The 19,023-nt window shown below is 73.5% G+C and carries 12 protein-coding genes; 4 read left to right on the top strand and 8 right to left on the bottom strand.

Annotation, left to right across the window (positions count from 1 at the left end; all coding sequences use genetic code 11):
• Positions 1 to 67: 67 nt before the first annotated feature.
• The 5 genes from M8C13_RS45720 to M8C13_RS43905 form a co-directional block, all read right to left on the bottom strand.
• Positions 68 to 3,751 carry an FkbM family methyltransferase gene (locus M8C13_RS45720; protein WP_252486794.1) on the bottom strand — a complete coding sequence of 1,228 codons (3,684 nt, stop codon included), beginning with the start codon at positions 3,749 to 3,751 and terminating at the stop codon, positions 68 to 70.
• A 62-nt stretch (positions 3,752 to 3,813) separates the two neighbouring features.
• Positions 3,814 to 5,316 (bottom strand): amidase, encoded by a 1,503-nt coding sequence (locus M8C13_RS43920; protein ID WP_252486793.1) that lies wholly within the window; start codon positions 5,314 to 5,316, stop codon positions 3,814 to 3,816.
• A 41-nt stretch (positions 5,317 to 5,357) separates the two neighbouring features.
• On the bottom strand, positions 5,358 to 6,701 hold the full coding sequence (glnA, locus tag M8C13_RS43915; protein ID WP_252486792.1) for a type I glutamate--ammonia ligase: 1,344 nt from the start codon (positions 6,699 to 6,701) through the stop codon (positions 5,358 to 5,360).
• A 22-nt stretch (positions 6,702 to 6,723) separates the two neighbouring features.
• The gene (locus M8C13_RS43910; protein ID WP_252486791.1) at positions 6,724 to 8,271 is read right to left on the bottom strand and encodes an alpha/beta hydrolase; all 1,548 of its coding nucleotides are present in this window, start codon (positions 8,269 to 8,271) and stop codon (positions 6,724 to 6,726) included.
• 52 nt (positions 8,272 to 8,323) lie between these two features.
• Positions 8,324 to 9,907: an alpha/beta hydrolase gene (locus M8C13_RS43905; RefSeq protein ID WP_374213380.1), complete on the bottom strand. Its 1,584-nt coding sequence runs from the start codon at positions 9,905 to 9,907 to the stop codon at positions 8,324 to 8,326.
• 72 nt (positions 9,908 to 9,979) lie between these two features.
• Here M8C13_RS43905 and M8C13_RS43900 point away from each other — a divergent pair, with 72 nt between their 5' ends.
• Positions 9,980 to 11,701 carry an NAD+ synthase gene (locus M8C13_RS43900; RefSeq protein ID WP_252486790.1) on the top strand — a complete coding sequence of 574 codons (1,722 nt, stop codon included), beginning with the start codon at positions 9,980 to 9,982 and terminating at the stop codon, positions 11,699 to 11,701.
• Here the strand turns inward: M8C13_RS43900 and M8C13_RS43895 are convergent.
• Positions 11,698 to 12,594, bottom strand: a complete 897-nt coding sequence (locus tag M8C13_RS43895; RefSeq protein WP_252486789.1) for a TIGR03620 family F420-dependent LLM class oxidoreductase — start codon at positions 12,592 to 12,594, stop codon at positions 11,698 to 11,700. The genes M8C13_RS43900 and M8C13_RS43895 overlap by 4 nt on opposite strands.
• Before the next feature lie 86 nt (positions 12,595 to 12,680).
• On the opposite strand from M8C13_RS43895, the gene M8C13_RS43890 reads away from it, so the two are divergent.
• Positions 12,681 to 13,229, top strand: a complete 549-nt coding sequence (locus M8C13_RS43890; RefSeq protein ID WP_252486788.1) for a TetR/AcrR family transcriptional regulator — start codon at positions 12,681 to 12,683, stop codon at positions 13,227 to 13,229.
• Here the strand turns inward: M8C13_RS43890 and M8C13_RS43885 are convergent.
• Together M8C13_RS43885 and lysX are read right to left on the bottom strand one after the other, a co-directional pair.
• Entirely contained in the window at positions 13,210 to 13,623 is a 414-nt protein-coding gene (locus M8C13_RS43885) for a DUF4383 domain-containing protein (protein WP_252486787.1), read from the bottom strand. The genes M8C13_RS43890 and M8C13_RS43885 overlap by 20 nt on opposite strands.
• A gap of 72 nt (positions 13,624 to 13,695) precedes the next feature.
• The gene (gene lysX, locus M8C13_RS43880) at positions 13,696 to 17,079 is read right to left on the bottom strand and encodes a bifunctional lysylphosphatidylglycerol synthetase/lysine--tRNA ligase LysX (RefSeq protein ID WP_252486786.1); all 3,384 of its coding nucleotides are present in this window, start codon (positions 17,077 to 17,079) and stop codon (positions 13,696 to 13,698) included.
• Positions 17,080 to 17,142: 63 nt separating this feature from the next.
• Here lysX and M8C13_RS43875 point away from each other — a divergent pair, with 63 nt between their 5' ends.
• Together M8C13_RS43875 and panB are read left to right on the top strand one after the other, a co-directional pair.
• Positions 17,143 to 18,015, top strand: a complete 873-nt coding sequence (locus M8C13_RS43875; RefSeq protein ID WP_252486785.1) for an alpha/beta fold hydrolase — start codon at positions 17,143 to 17,145, stop codon at positions 18,013 to 18,015.
• A gap of 125 nt (positions 18,016 to 18,140) precedes the next feature.
• A complete protein-coding gene (panB, locus tag M8C13_RS43870) occupies positions 18,141 to 19,010 on the top strand; it encodes a 3-methyl-2-oxobutanoate hydroxymethyltransferase (RefSeq protein WP_252486784.1) in 870 nt (289 codons plus the stop codon).
• Positions 19,011 to 19,023 lie beyond the last annotated feature (13 nt).

Genomic DNA, 19,023 nt, shown 5'->3' with positions numbered 1-19,023 from the left:
AGGCCTGGCGCAGAAGTCAAATCGCCTGGCCAGGGGCTTGACGGACGATCAACCCCCCGGTCCGCGATCAGCTCCGGCGCTCCTTGGGACGCAACCAGAGGTGCAGCGCGCTGCCTAGGCCCGTACGGGCGTCGGCCAACTGGACGATGTCGGCTGGTTCTCGTGACTCATCGGAGCCAACGGGCACCAGCTCGTACCCCCACACGCGGAACTCCTGCAGCACCGCGATCGGATCGGCACCCTGTTCAGTGACGGCGCGGGGCGCGAACGAACACACCACGTGTGGTCGGTCCCGGCGCAGCAGGCGGACCAGGCCGCCGAGCGCGCGGTGGCTGAAGCCGGGGGCGTTCACCTTGACCACGGACAGCCTGAGCTGGCCGATCTCCGGCAGCGCCTCGATCGACTTGTCCAGCCGGACCGCCTGCACCCGCTCGCCCTCGGCGTCCGGTTCGGCCTCGTAGACCTCGATGCCGCCGGAGAGGGCGGGGCGGGAGCCCAGGGTGGTGGCGGTGTCCCAGGCGGCCACGTCCAGCACGGCCAGCCGTTCGGCGACCGGGCCGGGCAGGTTCAGCTCGGCGTTGCGGCGCAGCAGCTCCCGTGAGGTGGCGTCGGGTTCGACCGCGACCACCGCGCCGGAGGTGCCCAGCCTGCTGAGCACCCGGATCGAGTGGTAGCCGACGTAGGCGCCGACGTCGACGAACACCCCGTCCGGCTCCAGCAGCGAGTCGATCAGGGCGCACACCTCGGGCTGCCACACCCCGTTGCTGGACAGCAGCGGCAGCATCAGCGCGTCCTCGCTGGGCAGGCGCATCAGGCCGGCTTCGGTGAGCACCACCGAGGCCGGTGGCGCGTCCGCCGGCTCGACCGTGGTGCGCTGGTGTTCGCGCAGCACCACCCGGCGCAGCGAGTCGGCGTTGCGCCTGGCCTCCTCCGCGGCGCGGATGCCCGCCCCCAGCCTGCTGTCGCGTTCGCGCAGCGAGGAGGCCACCCGGGACTCGAGGTCGTCGATGCGGTCCAGGGTCCGGTCCAGCGCGATGGTCAGCCGGTCGATCCGGTCGGCCAGCTCGGCGACCTGCTTGTCCCTGGTGCCGGACTGGCTGGTCACCGCCTCTTCGATGGCGCGCATCCGGCGACCGTGCGCGGCCAGGTCGGCGCGGGCCCTGACCACGCCGTCGTCCACGCCGACCAGCTGGTCGTCCAGCTGGGCCTGCCGGTCGGTGAGCTCGGCGACCTCGGCGGCCAGGTCTTGCCCGCCGACGTCGCCGGACTCGATCTCGTGCTGGCGGCGGGCCAGCTCGCTGGCGGTGCGCTCGACGCCGTCGACCACCGCGCTGAGCACCTCGCGCAGGTGGTTGTCGTAGTGGCTGAGCACCCGCAGCACGGCCTTGCGCAGCTGCGGGGCCATCGGCATCCGGCTCTCCACGCCGGGATCGGCGCGGCGCAGCAGCGCGTGCTTGGCGGACTGGAGCGGGCGCAGCGGATCCTCGCCGTGGCCGTGCCTGGCCGCGGCGCGGCGGGTGCGCCAGGCGCGGAAGGCCTGTTCGACGCGTTCCCTGATCTGCTCGCCCGCGACCGCGACACCCCTGGTGCGCAGCAGGTACTCGCGGCTGGCCGCGCCGAGCTTGGCCGCGGTCTCCGGGTTGTCCGCGATCGCGCGCAGCAGCCGGACCGCGGCCTGGGCGTCGGGTTCGCGGCCGCCGGGGTGGCAGGGCACCAGCATGGCGGCGTCGGAGCCGAGCAGCTCGGCGATGGCGCCCTGTTCGGTGGCCAGCACGGGCAGGCCCCTGGTGGCGGCGGAGGCCAGCATCAGCGCGGTGCGGTCGCCGGGCACGCCCTCGGCGCGGTGCAGCGAGACCACACAGTCGGCGGCGTCCAGCAGCGCGTCGCCCCTGGTCTCCTCGACCAGGATGATCCGCGGGTCCGAGGCGGTGGCCAGGCGCAGTCGCTCGGCCGCTTCCGGGTGCTGCTGCGCGCCGTTGACCAGCAGCAGCAGGTGCACGTCGTGCCGGTCGGGGAAGGCGGCCAGGAAGGCGGCGACCAGGCCGAGCGCGTTGCCCTGGCGTTCGGCGGAGTGGTCGACGGTGGCGGCGAAGACCACGCCGTCGGCCAGGCCGAGCCGGTCGCGGGCGGCGCCGCGGGTCTCGGCGTCCACCGCGCCGCGGTCCACCACCGGCAGCGGCACCGTGCGCACCGGCGGCCAGCCGGTGCGTTGCAGGGCGTTGCGGCTGGTGTCGGAGGCGACCCAGAGCTCGCTGGCCGGTCCTGGCCGGGCGCCGGGCTCGGGCAGCACGCTGATCACGTACCGGTCCGCGGGCGGGCTGGGCGCGCCGGCGCAGCGCAGCACCACCGGGTAGCTGGGTTCGTCGGCCGAGGGCAGGCCGGAGGCGCGCACCGCGGCGCGCAGCAGGTCGGCCTCCGGTCCGGAACCGACCACGCTGACGCCGAGCTGGTCGATCAGGATCGGGCCGCGGCCGGCGTCGGCGCGGGGCACCGCGTTGGGGTGCAGGCGGCCGGTGGCGACCCCGGTGCCCGCGCACCACTCGCGGAAGGCGGCGGCGTCGTTGTCGAAGGGGTCCGGGTAGCGCTCCTGGAGGGCGGTGTCCTCCCGCCACAGGGCCGCTGCCCAGCGGGAACCGCCCGCGGCGGCCTGGATCGGGTCGCCTGGCGCGCAGGCCCAGCGGAGGAACTCCGCGGCGGTGACGCCGAAGGCCGGTGGCGGTGGCGCGTCGACGTTCTGCGCGGCCTGCCACTCGCGGCGCAGCTCGGCCGGTAGCGGGATGCCGTCGGCGACCGCGCCGAAGCGGTAGGCCGCCGGGTGCGCGGTGTGTCCGGCCCGGACCAGGTCGTTGCGGTAGCCGGCGCACAGTTCGGCCAGCGGCGGGTGCTCGGAGAGCAGCACCCTTGGCCGGTCGGCAAGCTCGGCGGAGAGCAGCCACGGCCGCTGCGGGTCGAACCCGGCGAAGTGCACGGTGCGCAGCGAGGTCTGGTCGACCAGCAGGGTGCCCGCCTCATCCCTGCGGACCGCGCGCTGGGCGGCGTTCCAGGCGGAGACGCCGATGCCGGGATCGCGCAGCACCTGGTGGTCGACCAGTGCGGGCGCGCCGTCGAGGAAGGCGCCGGCGGCGCTCGGGGCCTGCTGCACCTGGTCGGCCCAGGTGGCCAGGAACTCCTCCGCGCCGGGGGTGACCGCGAGGAAGCCGGGATCGAAGGTGCCCGCGGCGAGCAGTTCCTCCGGGGCCGGGCGGCGGCCGTCGCGGGGCAGCGGGCGCAGCACCCTGGGCGCCAGCACCACCGGGACCCGGGCCGCGGCGGAAAGGACCTGTTCGGCGACCGAGTCCAGCACCACCACGCTGGGGTCCAGGTAGAGCACCGGGCCGCCCTCGGCGAGCAGGTGCGCGAGCAGCCGGGGTTGCAGCACCGCGCACAGCTCGCGGGCGGTGCAGGCGGTGGCCAGGCGGTGCAGCTCCTCGGTGGCCACGCCGATGTCGGCCGGAGTCAGCACACCAGGGCCGGCGGCGTCCGGGTCGGCGTCCACGACCAGGGCGATGAACTGGCCGTCCCGGTGGTGGCCGAGGAAGGAGGTGGTGAGCACGCGGACCGCGGGCAGCTGGGCCCTGGTGGCCACCGTGCAGGCGCGCAGCACGACCGGCGGCGCGGCCTCCGGTGCGGGCGTGCCCGCTGGTTGCGGCGGATCGGGCAGCTCGACACGCGGCACGGCCAACGGCTGGGCGGTGACGAAGGTTTCGGTCACATCGGCCAACCTAGCCGCCGCCGGGTCGTTCCCCGAGTCCGCGACAGCGTCCTGTTGATCACTCAACGGGCGGCCCCAAGATCGTTGGCGGCGAGCCCCGGCAACAGCAGCGGAGCCCTGCGGACCGGGTTGACCTGCTCGAAAGCGGCGGCGATGGCGAGCACCCTGGCGTCCTGCCAGCGGCCTGCGAAGATCGACAGGCCGATGGGGAGGGGTCCGGCGAATCCTGCCGGAACTGACACGTTCGGGTAACCCGCGACCGCGGCCGGGGTGCCGGAGCTGAGCCGGTAGTCATCGCCCGCCGGGTAGTCGGTGCGCCAGGCGGGGGCGTTGCTGGGCGCGATGATGGCGTCGAGTTGTTGCGCGGCAAGGGTTTGGTCGATGGCTTCGCGGGCCAGTGCGGTGATCCGGGCGCGCCGGTCCCGGTAGCCGGGGTCGGTGCGGGGTGGCGCGGCCAGGGCCTGCTCGAAGAGTTCCTGGCCGAAGTGGGTCAGCTCGATCGGGTCCGCCCGGTTCAGTTCGACCAGGTGCGCCAGGTCTCGCGGGCCGCCGGGGCAGGGCGGGTGCGCGGCCAGGTAGCGGTCCAGGTCGTGCCGGAACTCGGTGAGCAGACAGGGGAACTCGCCGTCGCTGATCTCGCGCTGGTGCGGCAGGTCGACCTCGACCACGGTGGCCCCGGCCGTGCGCAGCGCCTCGATGGCCTGGTTGATGACCAGGTCGGTGGCCTGGTCCACGCCGGCCAGCCGCCACAGGCCGAGCCTGCGGTCCGCCAGGGTGACCGGTTCGTCGGTGTACGGCGGGATGTGTTGGGTGGCCGGGTCGGCGGGGTCGTGTCCGCGCAGCACGGCGAGGGTGAGGGCGGCGTCGACCACGTGCCTGGCCAGCGGTCCGGCGGTGTCCTGCTCGGCCGAGACCGGGATCACGCCGGTGCGGCTGACCAGGCCGAGGGTGGGTTTGAGGCCCACCACGCCGGTGGCCCCGGCCGGGCAGACGATCGAGCCGTCGGTCTCGGTGCCGATGGCGACCTGGGCCAGTGCGGCGGCCACCGCGGCGGCCGAGCCGGAGGAGGAGCCTGCCGGGTTGTGGTCCAGGACGTGCGGGTTCGCGGTCTGGCCGCCGAGGGCGGACCAGCCGGAGGTGGCGGCGGTGGAGCGGAAGTTGGCCCACTCGGAGAGGTTGGCCTTGCCCAGCACGATCGCGCCGGCGGCCTTGAGCTTGCGGACCAGGAAGGCGTCAGCGGGCTGGTGCGTGCGCAGCGTGCGGGAGCCCGCGGTGGTGACGCCCGCGCCGATGTTGTCCTTGAGCAGCACCGGGATGCCGTCCAGCGGACCCAGCGGGGCACCGGCCTGGTGGCGTTCATCGCTGGCCCTGGCGGCGGTGAGGGCGGCCGGGTCGGTGCGCAGGATGGCGCGCAGCTGCGGGTCCAGCGCCTGGATGCGGTGCAGGTAGGCGGTGGTCAGCTCGGTCGGGGTGAACTCGCCGGTGGCCATCCTGGCCTGGAGGCGGGGGATGGTGGCCGCGTCCAGCTCACCCGCGAGGGTGGTGACCATCCGGAGGCGGCGCATGCTCCCACCTCATCCTCCGGATGGTCCAGCGGTCAAGGGGTTCAGAGCATTGGCAAGTAGGTCCGCAGCTCATAGGGCGTGACCTGGCGGCGGTAGGCGTCCCATTCCGCGCGCTTGTTGCGCAGGAAGTAGTCGAAGACGCCCTCGCCCAGGGTCTCGGCGAGCAGTTCGGAGTTCTCCATCGCGGTCAGCGCCTCGGTGAGGTTCTGCGGCAGGCTGTCGTAGCCCGCGGCGCGGCGCTCGGACTCGGTGAGCGACCACACGTCGTCCTCGGTGGGCGGCGGCAGCTCGTAGCCCTCGCGGACACCCTTGAGCCCGGCGGCCAGCACCACGGCGTAGGCCAGGTACGGGTTGCAGGCGGAGTCGATGCTGCGGATCTCCACCCGGCGCGAGCTGGCCTTTCCTGGGGAGTACATCGGCACCCGGACCAGGGCGGAGCGGTTGGCGTGGCCCCAGCAGACCGCGGTCGGGGCCTCGCCGCCGACGATGAGCCGCTTGTAGGAGTTGACCCACTGGTTGGTGACCGCGCTGATCTCCCTGGCGTGCTTGAGCAGCCCGGCCACGAAGGCCTTGCCGGTGCCGGAGAGCTCGTAGGGGTCCTCGCTGTCGTAGAAGGCGTTGCGGTCGCCCTCGAACAGGCTGACGTGGGTGTGCATGCCGGAGCCGGGCTGGTCGGAGAAGGGCTTGGGCATGAAGGAGGCGCGCACGCCGTCCTTGATCGCGACCTCCTTGACCACGTACCGGAAGGTCATCACGTTGTCGGCCATGGTGAGCGCGTCGGCGTAGCGCAGGTCGATCTCCTGCTGGCCGGGCGCGCCCTCGTGGTGGCTGAACTCCACCGAGATGCCCATCGCCTCCAGCGCCTCGATGGCGTGCCGGCGGAAGTGCGGGGCGGTGTCGTGGCTGGCCTGGTCGAAGTAGCCGCCGTTGTCCGCAGGCTCGGGCTCGGTGCCGTCGTTGGTCAGGCTGCGCAGCAGGAAGAACTCGATCTCCGGGTGCACGTAGCAGGTGAACCCGGCCTCGCTGGCCTTGGACAGGGTGCGGCGCAGCACGTGCCGGGGGTCGGACCAGCACGGCGAGCCGTCCGGCATGGTGATGTCGCAGAACATGCGCGCGGAGTACAGCTCGCCGTCGGCGGTCTCCCAGGGCAGCACCTGGAAGGTGGCCGGGTCGGGCTTGGCGACCATGTCGGACTCGTAGATCCGGGCGAAGCCCTCGATCGCGGACCCGTCGAAGCCGATGCCCTCGGCGAAGGCGCCCTCCAACTCGGCCGGGGCGACGGCTACCGACTTGAGGAAGCCGAGCACGTCGGTGAACCACAGCCGGACGAACCGGATGTCGCGTTCCTCCAGCGTGCGCAGCACGAATTCCTGCTGGCGATCCATGGGCACAACCCTAAATGCTCGGTCAGCCGGAACAGCGGGGGCTGTCCGGGAGCGGTGTGGTGTCGAGGAGGTAGCGGGTGACCGGCTCGTCCACGCACTTGTTGCCGCGCAGCAGGAAGGCGCCGTGCTGGGTGGCCTCCACGGTGACCAGCTGGGCGTTGAGCGCCTTGGCCAGGTCCACGCCCGCCTGGTGCGGGGTGGCCGGGTCGCCGGTGGTGGAGACGACCACGGTGCGCGGCAGGCCGTCCGCCTTGGGCTGGTGCGGCTTGCTGGTGGGCGGCACCGCCCAGTGCGCGCACACGTCCAGCGCGGGCACCGGCGGGTCCCGGTCGGGGCGGCCGCCGCGCAGCTCGCGGAGCTTCTCGGCGATCTTGCGGGTGTTCGCCTCGACCTGGGCGCGGTCGGTGACCGGCGGGATGTCCACGCAGTTCACCGCCATCAGCACGTCGGTGTCGGCGCCGTAGCTGCCGTCCTCGGCGCGGCCCAGGTAGGCGTCGGCGAAGGCCAGCAGCAGCTCGCCCTGGCCGGCTTGCAGGGCGAGCAGGCCCAGGTTGAGGGTGGGCCACTGCTCCTGGCTGTAGAGCGCGGCGGTGAGCGCGACACTGACATCGCTGGCCGAGAGCTTGCGGTCGCCGACCTTGAGCGGGTTCTTGGCCAGCGGTTCGGTGAGCGCGTCCAGCTTGTCCTCGGCCTGCTCGGGTTTGCGGCCGAGCGCGCAGGTGGCCTGCTTGGCGCAGCTCTTGGCGAAGGCGTCGAAGGCCTTCTGGAAGCCCTCTTCCTGGGCGAGCTGGGCGGCGGCCAGGTCCTGGTTCGGGTCGACCGCGCCGTCCAGCACCATGGCGCGGACCTTGTCCGGGTGGTTCTCCGCGTAGGCGGTGCCGATCCGGCTGCCGTAGGAGTAGCCGACGTAGCTGAGCTTGGCGTCGCCGAGGGCGGCGCGCAGCAGGTCCAGGTCCTTGGCCACCTCGCGGGTGCCGAGCACGGCGAGCACGTCCTTGCCGGTGCGTTCGGCGCACTTGTCCGCGATGAGCTTGGCCTCGGCCTCGGTCCTGGCGACCGCGTCGGGGGCCTTGGGGTCGATGTGCACCAGGCGCTGGGCGTCGCGTTCGGCCGGGTCCAGGCAGCGGACCCTGGGTTCGGAGGCGCCGACGCCGCGCGGGTCGAAGCCGACCAGGTCGAAGCGTTTGCGCAGCTCGGCTGCCTTGGCGCCCTCGGTGGCCACGTGGCTCATGCCGGACTGGCCGGGTCCGCCGGGGTTGAACACCAGCGAGCCGATCCGGTTGGCCTGCTCGGTGGCGGCGAGCCGGAGCACGCCGAGGGTGATGGTCTTCTCGCCTGGTTTGGCGTGGTCCAGCGGCACGGTGAGCTTGGCGCACTCCAGGCCCTGCCCGCCGAACGCCTCCTTCTGCGCCGGGCTGGCGGCCATCGGCGGGCACGGGCCCCAGCTGAGCTTCTGCGCGTACAGCCGTTCCAGCGCCGGGTCCGGTTTCGCCTGCTCGGGAGCGCTCGGCGTGCAGGCGGCCAGCAGCAGTGCCGCGGCGGACAGGCCGACGGCCTTGATCGGGATCACCTGGCCACTCTGCCCGGCGCGGGCGGGACGCGCAGGGCGGGACACGCCGGATTCAGCCGGTGCAGCGGGTGCCGGGGGCGGGCGGGGTGCCGTCGACGAGGTAGCGGGTGCCCGCGGTGTCCACGCAGGCGTTGCCCTGGGCGAAGACCGTGTGCTGGGTGCCCTCGAAGGTGAGCAGCTCCGCGCCGAGCGCCTGGGCCAGCTCGACCCCGGCCTGGTACGGCGTGGCCGGGTCGCCGGTGGTGGAGACGACCAGCACCTTGGGCAGGCCGTCCACCTTGGGCAGGTGCGGCTGGCTGGTCACCGGGACCGGCCAGAACGCGCAGGCGTCGCGGGCCGGGCTGGGCGGGTTGCCGTCGTCCAGGAAGGGCGCGGCGGCGCGGTAGCGGCGGTCCAGCTCGCGGCGCTGGTCCGGGTCGGTGGTGCGGGGGTCGTCCACGCAGCGGATCGCGGTGAAGACGTCGTTGAGGTTGCTGTACTTGCCGTCCCCGCCGCGGCCGTAGTACGCGTCGGCCAGCCGCATCAGGGTGTCACCCCTGCCCTGCTTGAGCTCGGTGAGGCCGGTGCGCAGCGGTTCCCACAGCTGTTCGCTGTAGAGCGCCTGGATGACCGCGGTGGTGGCGTCGGAGTAGGACAGCTTCCGGCCCCCGCGCACCTCGGCCGGGGCGCTGAGCAGCGGTTTCATCAGCGCGCGGAAGGCGGGGACAGCGCCTTCGGGGGTCTGGCCGAGGGCGCAGGAGGACTGCCGGACGCAGGAGGCGGCGAAGGTGTCGAAGGCCTTCTGGAAGCCCGCGCCCTGGGCCACCAGCTCGGCGGCCGGGTCCTGGTCCGGGTCGAGCGCGCCGTCCAGGATCATCGCGCGCACGTTGCCGGGGAAGGCCTCGGCGTAGGCGGTGCCGATCCGGGTGCCGTAGGAGTAGCCGAGGTAGCTGAGCTTGGGCTCGCCGAGGGCGGAGCGCAGCACGTCCATGTCCTTGGCCACGTCCCTGGTGCCGACGGTGGCCAGCAGGTCGTCCCCGGCCCGCTGCGAGCACCGGGCGGCCAGCTCCTTCTCCTCGGCCTCGGTCTGCGCGATGCCGGCGGCCGAGGTGTCCTGGTCGGAGTCCAGGCGTTCGGCGTCGCGTTCGGCGTCGGTGCGGCAGCGCACCTGGGGCTCGCTGGCGCCGACCCCGCGCGGGTCGAAGCCGACCAGGTCGAACCGGCGGGTGAGCTCCAGCCGCTGGCCAGGGGTGGCGGTGCCGAGGGTGGCCGCGGCGCTCATGCCGGAGCCGCCAGGGCCACCTGGGTTGACCACGAGCGCGCCGATCCGCTGGGCCGGTTCGGTGGCCTGGCGGCGGAGCAGGCCGAGGGTGATGGTGCGGCCCTCGGGTTTGGCGTAGTCCAGCGGGACGGTCAGCCGGGCGCACTGGGCGTCCCTGCGGAGGAAGGCCAGCGCCTGGTCCTCGGCGCGGACGTAGCCCTCGCAGCGGCCCCAGCCCAGGCGCTGGCCGTAGAAGTTCTCCAGACCTGGCGGGACCGCGCCCGCTGGTCCACGCTGCTCCACCTGGACGGGTTCGGCTGGGCCACCCGCCACCGGATTGACGCAGGCCGCGGTGAGCAGCAGCACGGCAAGGGCGGGTGTCAGGCGGCGGTCCACCTGTTCGATACTGCCAGGCGAAAACTATCTAGGTGCGGTTACATACCCGGAGTCGTGGGAGAAGATAAGAACATGACGCAGTTGCGCATCGCCCTGGCACAGGTCAACGCCTGCGTCGGCGACCTGGTCGGAAACGCGAAGATGGTCGTGGAGTGGACGAGCAAGGCCGTGCAGGCCGGCGCCCACCTGGTGGCCTTCCCCGAGATGGTGCTCACCGGGTATCCGGTGGAGGACCTGGCGCTGCGCCAGTCCTTCGCCGCCGCCTCCAGAGCGGCCGTGGACGAGCTGGCCGAGCGCCTGGCCGCGGCCGGCTGCGGCGAGGCGCTGGTGGTGGTCGGCTACCTGGACCGGGACGAGGCGGGCCCGCGCAACGCGGCCGCGCTCATCCAGGACGGCAAGGTCGTCGCCCGCTGTGCCAAGCACCACCTGCCCAACTACGGCGTCTTCGACGAGTTCCGCTACTTCGTGCCGGGGCGGACGCTGCCGATCGTGCGCCTGCACGGCCTCGACGTCGGCGTGGTGATCTGCGAGGACATCTGGCAGGACGGCGGGCCGGTCGCCGCCTACGGGCAGGCCGGGGTGGACCTGGTCGTGTGCGTCAACGGCTCGCCGTACGAGCGCAACAAGGACGATGTGCGCGGGCCGCTGGTGGCCAGGCGGGCCGCGGAGGCCGGGGCGCCGATGGCCTACGTGAACCTGGTCGGCGGCCAGGACGAGCTGGTCTTCGACGGCGACTCGCTGGTGGTCGGCGCGGACGGGGAGATCCTGACCAGGGCGCCGCAGTTCGTCGAGCACCTCACCGTGCTCGACCTGGACCTGCCGGCCGGCGGGCACACCGGGACCGGGGACATCGGCGGGTTCGAGGTCAGCCGGACCGTGCTCAGCGAGCGGCCGCTGCCCGCCTACGAGCCGCAGCCCGCTCCCCCGGTGGCCGAACCGCTCAGCGACGAGGCCGAGGTGTGGCACGCGCTGGTCACCGGCCTGCGCGACTACGTGGGCAAGAACGGTTTCCGCTCGGTGGTCTTCGGCTTCTCCGGCGGCATCGACTCCGCGGTGGTGGCCGCGCTGGCCGCGGACGCCCTCGGCGCGGACGCGGTGCACGGGGTGTCCATGCCCAGCGCGTACTCCTCCGAGCACTCCCGCTCCGACGCGGCCGAGCTGGCCAGGCGGCTGGGCACGCACTACGAGACCCGGCCGATCGGCGATGTGGTCAAGGTCTTCGTGGAGCAGCTCGGGCTGACCGGGCTGGCCGAGGAGAACGTGCAGGCCCGCGCCCGCGGCGTGACCCTGATGGGGCTGTCCAACCAGCACGGGCACCTGGTGCTGGCCACCGGCAACAAGACCGAGCTGGCGGTGGGCTACTCGACCATCTACGGCGACGCGGTCGGCGGGTTCGCCCCGATCAAGGACGTGCCCAAGACGCTGGTCTGGAAGCTGGCCCGCTGGCGCAACGCCGAGGCGGAGAAGCGCGGCGAGATCCCGCCGATCCCGGAGAACTCGATCAGCAAGCCGCCCTCGGCGGAGCTGCGGCCGGACCAGAAGGACTCCGACAGCCTGCCGGACTACCCGCTGCTGGACGCGGTGCTGGACGACTACGTCGAGGGCGACAAGGGCTTCACCGAGCTGCTCGCGGCCGGATTCGACCAGCCGCTGGTGGAGCGGGTGCTGCAGCTGGTGGACCGGGCGGAGTACAAGCGCCGCCAGTACCCGCCGGGCACCAAGATCACGTTCAAGGCGTTCGGGCGGGACCGGCGGCTGCCGATCACCAACCTGTGGCGGGAGAACAACCGCTAGAGCAGCACCTTCGACAGCTCCCGCAGCTCGGGCAGGCGGACCTCGGGCAGGCCGTAGTCGGTGGCCACGCTGACGCACACGTGGTCCGCGCCCGCCTCGAACTGGGCGCGGACCCGCTCGGCGACCTGGTCCGGGTCGCCGTGCGCGACCATGGCGTCGACCAAGCGGTCGCTGCCGCCGTCGTCGAGGTCGGCTTCGGTCAGGCCGGTCAGCTCCTGGATCACCCGCCAGCGGGAGGAGCTGCGGTCGCCGATGGCCAGCCAGGGCGCCAGCGAGGCGCGGGCCAGCCGCCTGGCCTCGGCCGGGTCCCGGTGCACGGCGACGTTCTGGTGCACCACCAGCTTGGGTCCGGAGCCGAGCAGCTCGCGCAGGTGGGCGGTGTGCTCGACCGGCATGAAGTACGGGTGCGCGCCCCAGGTCCGCTCCCCGGCCAGCTCGGCCATCTTCGGGCCGAGCGCGGCCAGCAGCCGGGGCGAGGGCGGGCCCGCCGGGCCGGTCAGCGGGGCGGCGTCCATCGCGGCCAGGTACTCCCGCATGGCCCGCACCGGCGGCCGCCAGGTGTGGCCGCGGTCCTCCATGTGCTTGCGGTCGCTGACGCCGAGGCCCAGGGCGAACCGGCCGGGGAAGGCCTCGGCCAGGGTGCGCTCGGCCTGGGCCAGGGTGGCCGGGTGGTGCCGGTAGATGATCGCCACGCTGGGCACGACGACGATCCGCTCGGTGGCCGCGAGCAGCAGCGCGGCCTGGGTGGGCGCCGGTCTGCCGTCCATCTCGCCGAAGAACAGCGCGCCGTAGCCCAGCTCCTCGATCTCCCGCGCGGCCGCGCGCACCTGTGGCCACGGCAGCCGCTCGAACGCCCAGGTCCACACGCCGATCCGCCCCAGTTCCACGGTCATGTCAGTCTCTCCCTGCCGACGCAAATAAGATGAGGGTGCCTCCGGATAACTTACGGAGGCTGCCTCCGGTTAGCAAGGGGTGAACTGTGCGCGCTGACGCCCGGCGAAACTACGAGCGGCTGCTGGCCGCGGCCGAGGAACTGTTCCGGCGGGACGGCACCGAGGCCTCGTTGGAGGAGGTGGCGCGCACCGCCGGGGTCGGCATCGGCACCCTGTACCGGCACTTCCCGACCAGGGACGCGCTGCTGGAGGCGTTGCTGCGGGAGCAGTTCGAGGGCCTGCGGGCGGCCGCTGAGCAGCTGACCGAGCTGCCGCCGGAGCAGGCCCTGACCGAGCTGCTGGCGCTGTTCACCGAGCGGATCACCCAGTACCGCGGGCTGCCCGCCTCGGCGCTGGCGGTGCTGCGCACGCCGGGCTCAGCGCTGTACGAGGCCTGTCACGCGATGAACGACGCCGGGCGACGGCTGGTCGAGCACCTGCAACGGGCCGGCGTGGTGCGCGCGGACGTGCCCGCGCTCGACGTGCTGGCGCTGGCCGCCTCGGTGGCCTGGCTCGGCGAGCAGTCCGGGGACCTGGAACAGCGGGAGCGGCTGCTGCGGGTGGTCACCGACGGGTTCAGCGCCCGCAGTAGCTAGCCACCGACAGCGGCGGGTACTGGCCAGGCCGGGCAGGCGGGGTGCGCACCGCGGTGGCCAGGCCGAGCACCAGCAGCAGCAGCGCGGTGCCCAGGTGCAGCACGTTGTCCGCGGTGGTGGCCAGGAACGGGCCGTACCCGGTCAGCGCCAGGCCGAGGGTGCCCGCGGCGCCGGCCAGCGCGCCGGAGAGCAGCTGCGCGCCGGTGCCGCAGCGCCCGCCCGCGGTGCCGCCTGCCACCAGCACCGCGCCCAGCGCCAGATGCAGCCAGGCATGCGGCAGGTCGGCGGTGAACAGGCCGAAGAGGGTCTTGCCCGGCGCGTTCAACCCGAGCACGCCGATCATCAGGTAGCCGCCACCGATGATCAGGGTGGGCAGCCGGGTGCGCACAACCATGGGTCGATCCTGCCCCGGAACGCCGCTCAGGACTGCGAGACGGCGCACACTCGGCGGTTGCGCCTGGCGATGTCAGCGCCGCCTGCCCAGCGGACGGGCGAACGGGAACAGCACCGTCTGCCGGATCGAGGCGCCGGAGAGCATCATCAGCAGCCGGTCCACGCCGATGCCCAGACCGCCGGTGGGCGGCATGCCGTACTCCAGCGCGCGCAGGAAGTCCTCGTCCAGCTCCATCGCCTCCACATCGCCGCTGGCCGCGCGCAGCGACTGCGCCTCCAGCCGGTCCCGCTGCTCCACCGGGTCGGTCAGCTCGGAGTAGGCGGTGCCGATCTCGCTGCCGAAGGCGACCAGGTCCCAGCGCTCGGCCAGCCGGCGGTCGGTGCGGTGGCGGCGGGTCAGCGGAGAGCCCTCGGCCGGGAAGTCGCGGTAGAACACCGGGGTGGTGGTGCGCGCCTCCACCAGGTGGTCGTAGAGGTGCTGGATCAGCTGGGCGTGCCCGGCGTCGTCGGCCACGGTCAGCCCGGCCAGCCGGTTGTGCCTGCGCAGCTCGGCCGCCTCGGTGTCCGGGGTGACCTCCTCGCCGAGCGCGGCGGAGATCGCCTGGTAGCAGCCGATCACCGGCCACTCGCCGGAGAGGTCGTGCTCGACGATCGCGCCGGTGCGGTCCCGGTGCCTGGCGACCGGGGCGCCGTGCGCGGCGGTGGCGGCGCGCTGCACCAGCTCCCTGGTCAGCCGCAGCATGGTGTCGTAGTCGGCGTAGGCCTGATAGGCCTCCAACATGGTGAACTCGGGGTTGTGCGTGCCGTCCGCGCCCTCGTTGCGGAAGTTGCGGTTGAGCTCGAAGACCCGGTCCACCCCGGCCACGCACAGCCGCTTGAGGTAGAGCTCGGGCGCGATCCGCAGGTACATCCGCATGTCGTAGGCGTTGATGTGGGTGACGAACGGGCGCGCGTTCGCCCCGCCGTGCACCGCCTGCAGCATCGGGGTCTCGACTTCCAGGTAGTCCCGGTCGTGCAGGAAGTCGCGGACCGCGCGGACCACGGTGCTGCGCAGCCGCAGCATCCGGCCGGCCTCCGGGTTGACCGCCAGGTCCAGGTAGCGCTGCCGGACCTTGGCCTCCGGGTCGGACAGGCCCTTGCGCCGATCCGGCAGCGGGTGCAGGCACTTCGCCGTCATCTCCCACCCGGTGGCCAGCACGGACAGCTCGCCGCGCCGGGTGGTCACCACCTGCCCGCGCACGCCGACCTGGTCGCCGATGTCCACCGCGAGCTTCCAGTCGTCCAGGCCGTCCTTGCCCAGGGCGTCCACCGCGAGCATCACCTGGAGCTCGCCGGTGAGGTCGCGCAGCACCGCGAAGCACAGCTGGCCCAGCTCGCGTTTGGCCACCACCCGCCCGGCGATCCGCACCTCCACTCCGGTGTGCGTGTCCGGGGTCAGGCCCTCGTGCGCGGCCCGCACCTCGCCGAGGGTCACCTCGCGGTCGTAGTTCACCGGGTAGGGGTCGATGCCCAGCTCGCGCAGCCGGTCCAGCTTGCGGCGGCGCACCCTGACCTGCTCGGGCAGCCGGGCCGCGGGCGCGCGGGCGGCGCGGGCCTTGTCCTCGATCTGGCCGACCTGGCGGACGAACTCGGCGGCCACCTCGCCGGTGCGCAGGTCGCGGGCGGAGTTGCGGCGCAGGGTGCGGGTGGCGGGCAGGAAGCCCTCGGCGACCCCGGCCACGATGCTGACCCTGGGCAGCTTGCGGGAGCCGGGGAAGCACAGGTACCTCGGTTCCCAGCGCGGCCCGTACTTGGCGTTGGCCCGGTAGAGCGACTCCAGCTGGAAGACCCGGGAGAACAGGCTCAGCACCCGCTTCCACAGCCGCAGCACCGGCCCCGCGCCCAGCTGCGCGCCCTCCTCGAACACCGCGCGGAACATCGCGAAGTTCAACGAGATGCGTTGCACGCCAAGGCGTCCGCTCGCCTCGGCCAGTTCGGAGACCAGGTACTCGTTGAGCCCGTTCTCCGCCTCCCGGTCCCGCCGCATCAGGTCAAGGGAGAGCCCGGTGCGGCCCCAGGGCACGAAGGAGAGCAGCCCGCGCAGCCTGCCGTCGGCGTCGTAGGCCTCCACCATCACGCAGCGGCTGTCGCTGGGGTCGTCCAGGCGGCCCAGCGCCATGGAGAACCCGCGCTCGCTGCCCTCGCCCCGCCACTCCTGGGCCTTCTCCACCAGCTTGCCCAGCTCGTGCGGCGGGATCTCGCCGTGCCGCCGGATCTTCGCGGTGTACCCGGCGCGGGCCAGCCTGCGCACCGCCTGCCGGACCCCGCGGCGGTGCCTGCCGGTGAGGCTGAAGTCGCGGACCTCCAGGATCGCCTCGTCGCCGATCTCCAGCACCTTCAGCCCGGCCGCGGCGTAGGCGTGCGCGCCCGCCTCGGAGGCGCCCAGCACGCCGGGCACCCAGCCGTAGCGGCGGGCCTCGGAGAGCCAGGCGTGGATGGCCTGCGGCCAGAAGTCCGGGTCGCCGAGCGGGTCGCCGCTGGCCAGGCTGGTGCCGCCGAGCACCCGGTAGGTGACCGCGGCCTGCCCGTTCGGCGCGAACAGCACGCTCTTGTCCCTGCGGGTGGCGAAGTAGCCGAGGGAGTCGCGTTCGCCGTGCTCGCCGAGCAGCTCGCGCAGCCGCAGCTCCTCGGCAGGCGACATCAGGCGCTGGGTGCGCACGCCGCGGAAGAACACCGCCAGCGCGTAGCCGAGCACCACCGCGCCGAGCAGGCTGAGGATCACGCTGAGCGAGCCGGGCCCGTCCACCACGCCGAGCTGGCGGCCGGGCGGGATCTCGCCGGTGACCTGGTTGAGCACCCACAGCAGCCGGTCGGTCGGGCCGAAGGCGGAGTCCGGGTAGAGGTGGGTCAGGCCCCAGCCGATCCAGACCACCAGGACCATGCCGGTGCCGAGCACGGCCAGCGCCCGCCGCCAGGCCCCGATCGCCAGCCGGGCCGGGAAGGCGGGCAGGAGCAGCAGCAGGAACAGCGAGATGGCGATGGTGGCCAGCGGCCGCCACCAGGCGTACTCCACGATGCTGTCGGCCAGCTCCGGCGGGTCGAGCAGCGAGGGGGTCAGCCAGGCCAGCAGCAGCACGCTCAGCGAGATGGTCAGGTTGACCAGCTGGAACAGCAGCATCGCCCACAGCGCGGCCCGCTTGCGCCTGCGCAGCGCCGCGCCGAGCACGGCCAGCACCAGGATGATCACCATGTTCGGCTCGACCGGCAGGCCGAGCGCGTTGAAGACCTCGCCGAAGAGCACGACCGGGGCGTTGTAGTCGTCCTCGGCCACATCGCCGTGCAGGTCGGTGACGGTGAACAGCAGCAGGCAGCTCAGCACGGACAGCTGCACCACGGTGGCCAGGATCCCGGCGGCCCGGCTCCGCCACTTCGGCAGGGCCACCCGGTTCGCCGCCTCGTCCGCTTTGCGCCGCCTCACGGTGCTCACCGTATTCGATCTGCCGATCGCCGCTGCTCGCAGGCGATGCGGCAGGCTGGCGAGATGTCGTCACTGATCCCCTCCCCCGCCGGGCTGCTGCGCGTGGAGCTGGACGGGCCTGAGCGCGCGCCGGCGGTGGTGCTCTCCGCCGGGCTGGGCGGCGGCTGGTTCGACTGGCCTTCGGTGGTGGAACTGCTGGCCGAGGACCTGCGGGTGGTGCGCTTCGACCGGCCCGGCACCGGCGGCAGCGGTCCCGCGCTGACCCCGCCCGGCCTGGCCCGCGAGGTGGCCGTGCTGGACGCGGTGCTCGACGCGGCGGGCGCGGAACGGGCGGTGCTGGTCGGGCACTCCATCGCCGGGCTGCACGTGGAGGGCTACGCCCGGCTGCGGCCTGAGCGGGTGGCCGGGGCGGTGCTGCTGGACCCGAGCCCGGAGCCGCCGGGCGTGGGGCGGCCCTTCGACGGCGAGGCGGTGGCGGCGCGGGCGCTACTCGCGCTGGCCCGGGTGCCCGGACTGCGGCGGCTGGGCCGGGCGCTGGCCGGGTGGTCCGGTCCGGCCGGTCGGCGGTCCGTGCTGCGCAACGCCAGCCGCACCCGGCGCGAGGTGGCGCCGTCGGCGCAGGTGGAGGAGGTGTACCGGCGGCCGGAGGTGCTGGGCGCGATTCTGGACGAGCTGGCCGCCTACCCGGACCTGGTCGCCGAGCTGGAGGCGGTGCGTGCGGCGCACCCGCTGCCCGAGCTGCCCTGGCTGGTGCTCACCGCGGCCGACGCGCTGGGTCGCCCGCGCCAAGCCAGACGGCTGCTGGCCGCGCACGCCCGGCTGGCCCGGCTGGTCCCCGGCGGCGCGCACGAGCTCATCGAGCGGTGCGGGCACATGATGCCGCTGGACCGGCCGGACACGGTGGCAGCGGCGGTGCGCCGCGTCAATGGGATGTGAAGCTGCTCCCACCACCGTGCCGAGGTTCCCGGCACGTGTCACGCTGGCCTGGCACTGCATTTCCCAGCGAACCCGGGGACCCGCGTGAGGTCGGGCCTCGAGGGGCGAGGAGAGGACGGTCGACGATGACTGCTGTGTCCCACGGCGAAGGCCAGGCCCCCTACGGCACCGGAGCGGCCCCCGCGCCGGGCGGCCCCACCAAGCGGGTCCGGGTGCACCACCTGCGTGAGCTGAAGGAGCGCGGCGAGCCGTGGCCCATGCTCACCGCGTACGACACCTTCACCGCCAAGATCTTCGACGAGGCCGGTATCCCGGTGCTGCTGGTCGGCGACTCGGCCGCGAACACCGTCTACGGCTACCAGACCTCGCTGCCGGTCACCGTGGAGGAGATGCTGCCGCTGGTCCGCGCGGTCACCCGCTCGGTGCGCAAGGCGCTGGTGGTCGCCGACCTGCCGTTCGGCTCCTACCAGGTCTCCCCCGAGCAGGCGCTGACCACCGCGGTCCGGTTCATGAAGGACGGCCAGGCGCACGCGGTGAAGCTGGAGGGCGGCCGCCGCTTCGCCCCGCACGTGGAGGCGATCACCGGCGCCGGCGTGCCGGTCATGGGCCACCTGGGCTTCACCCCGCAGAGCGAGCACAACCTGGGCGGCTACCGGGTGCAGGGCCGCGGCGACGCCGGTGAGGAGCTGGTCGCCGACGCGCTGGCGCTGCAGGCGGCCGGGGCGTTCGCGGTGGTGCTGGAGATGGTGCCGGCGGACGTGGCCAAGCGGGTCACCGCCGAGCTGAGCATCCCGACCGTGGGCATCGGCGCGGGTCCGGACTGCGACGCGCAGGTGCTGGTGTGGCAGGACATGGCCGGGATGAACCAGGGCAAGGCGCCGCGGTTCGTGAAGCGGTACGCCGATGTCGGCGGGATCATGGCCGGGGCGGCGAGTGAGTTCGCCGCGGAGGTGCGGGGGCGGCAGTTCCCGGCACCGGAACACGTCTTTCACTGAGCTGTCACATTGG

This window comes from Crossiella sp. SN42 (assembly GCF_023897065.1).
Taxonomy (GTDB): Bacteria; Actinomycetota; Actinomycetes; order Mycobacteriales; family Pseudonocardiaceae; genus Crossiella.
The sequence above is the reverse complement of the archived record's forward strand: the minus strand, read 5'-3'. Positions and strand labels throughout refer to the sequence as shown.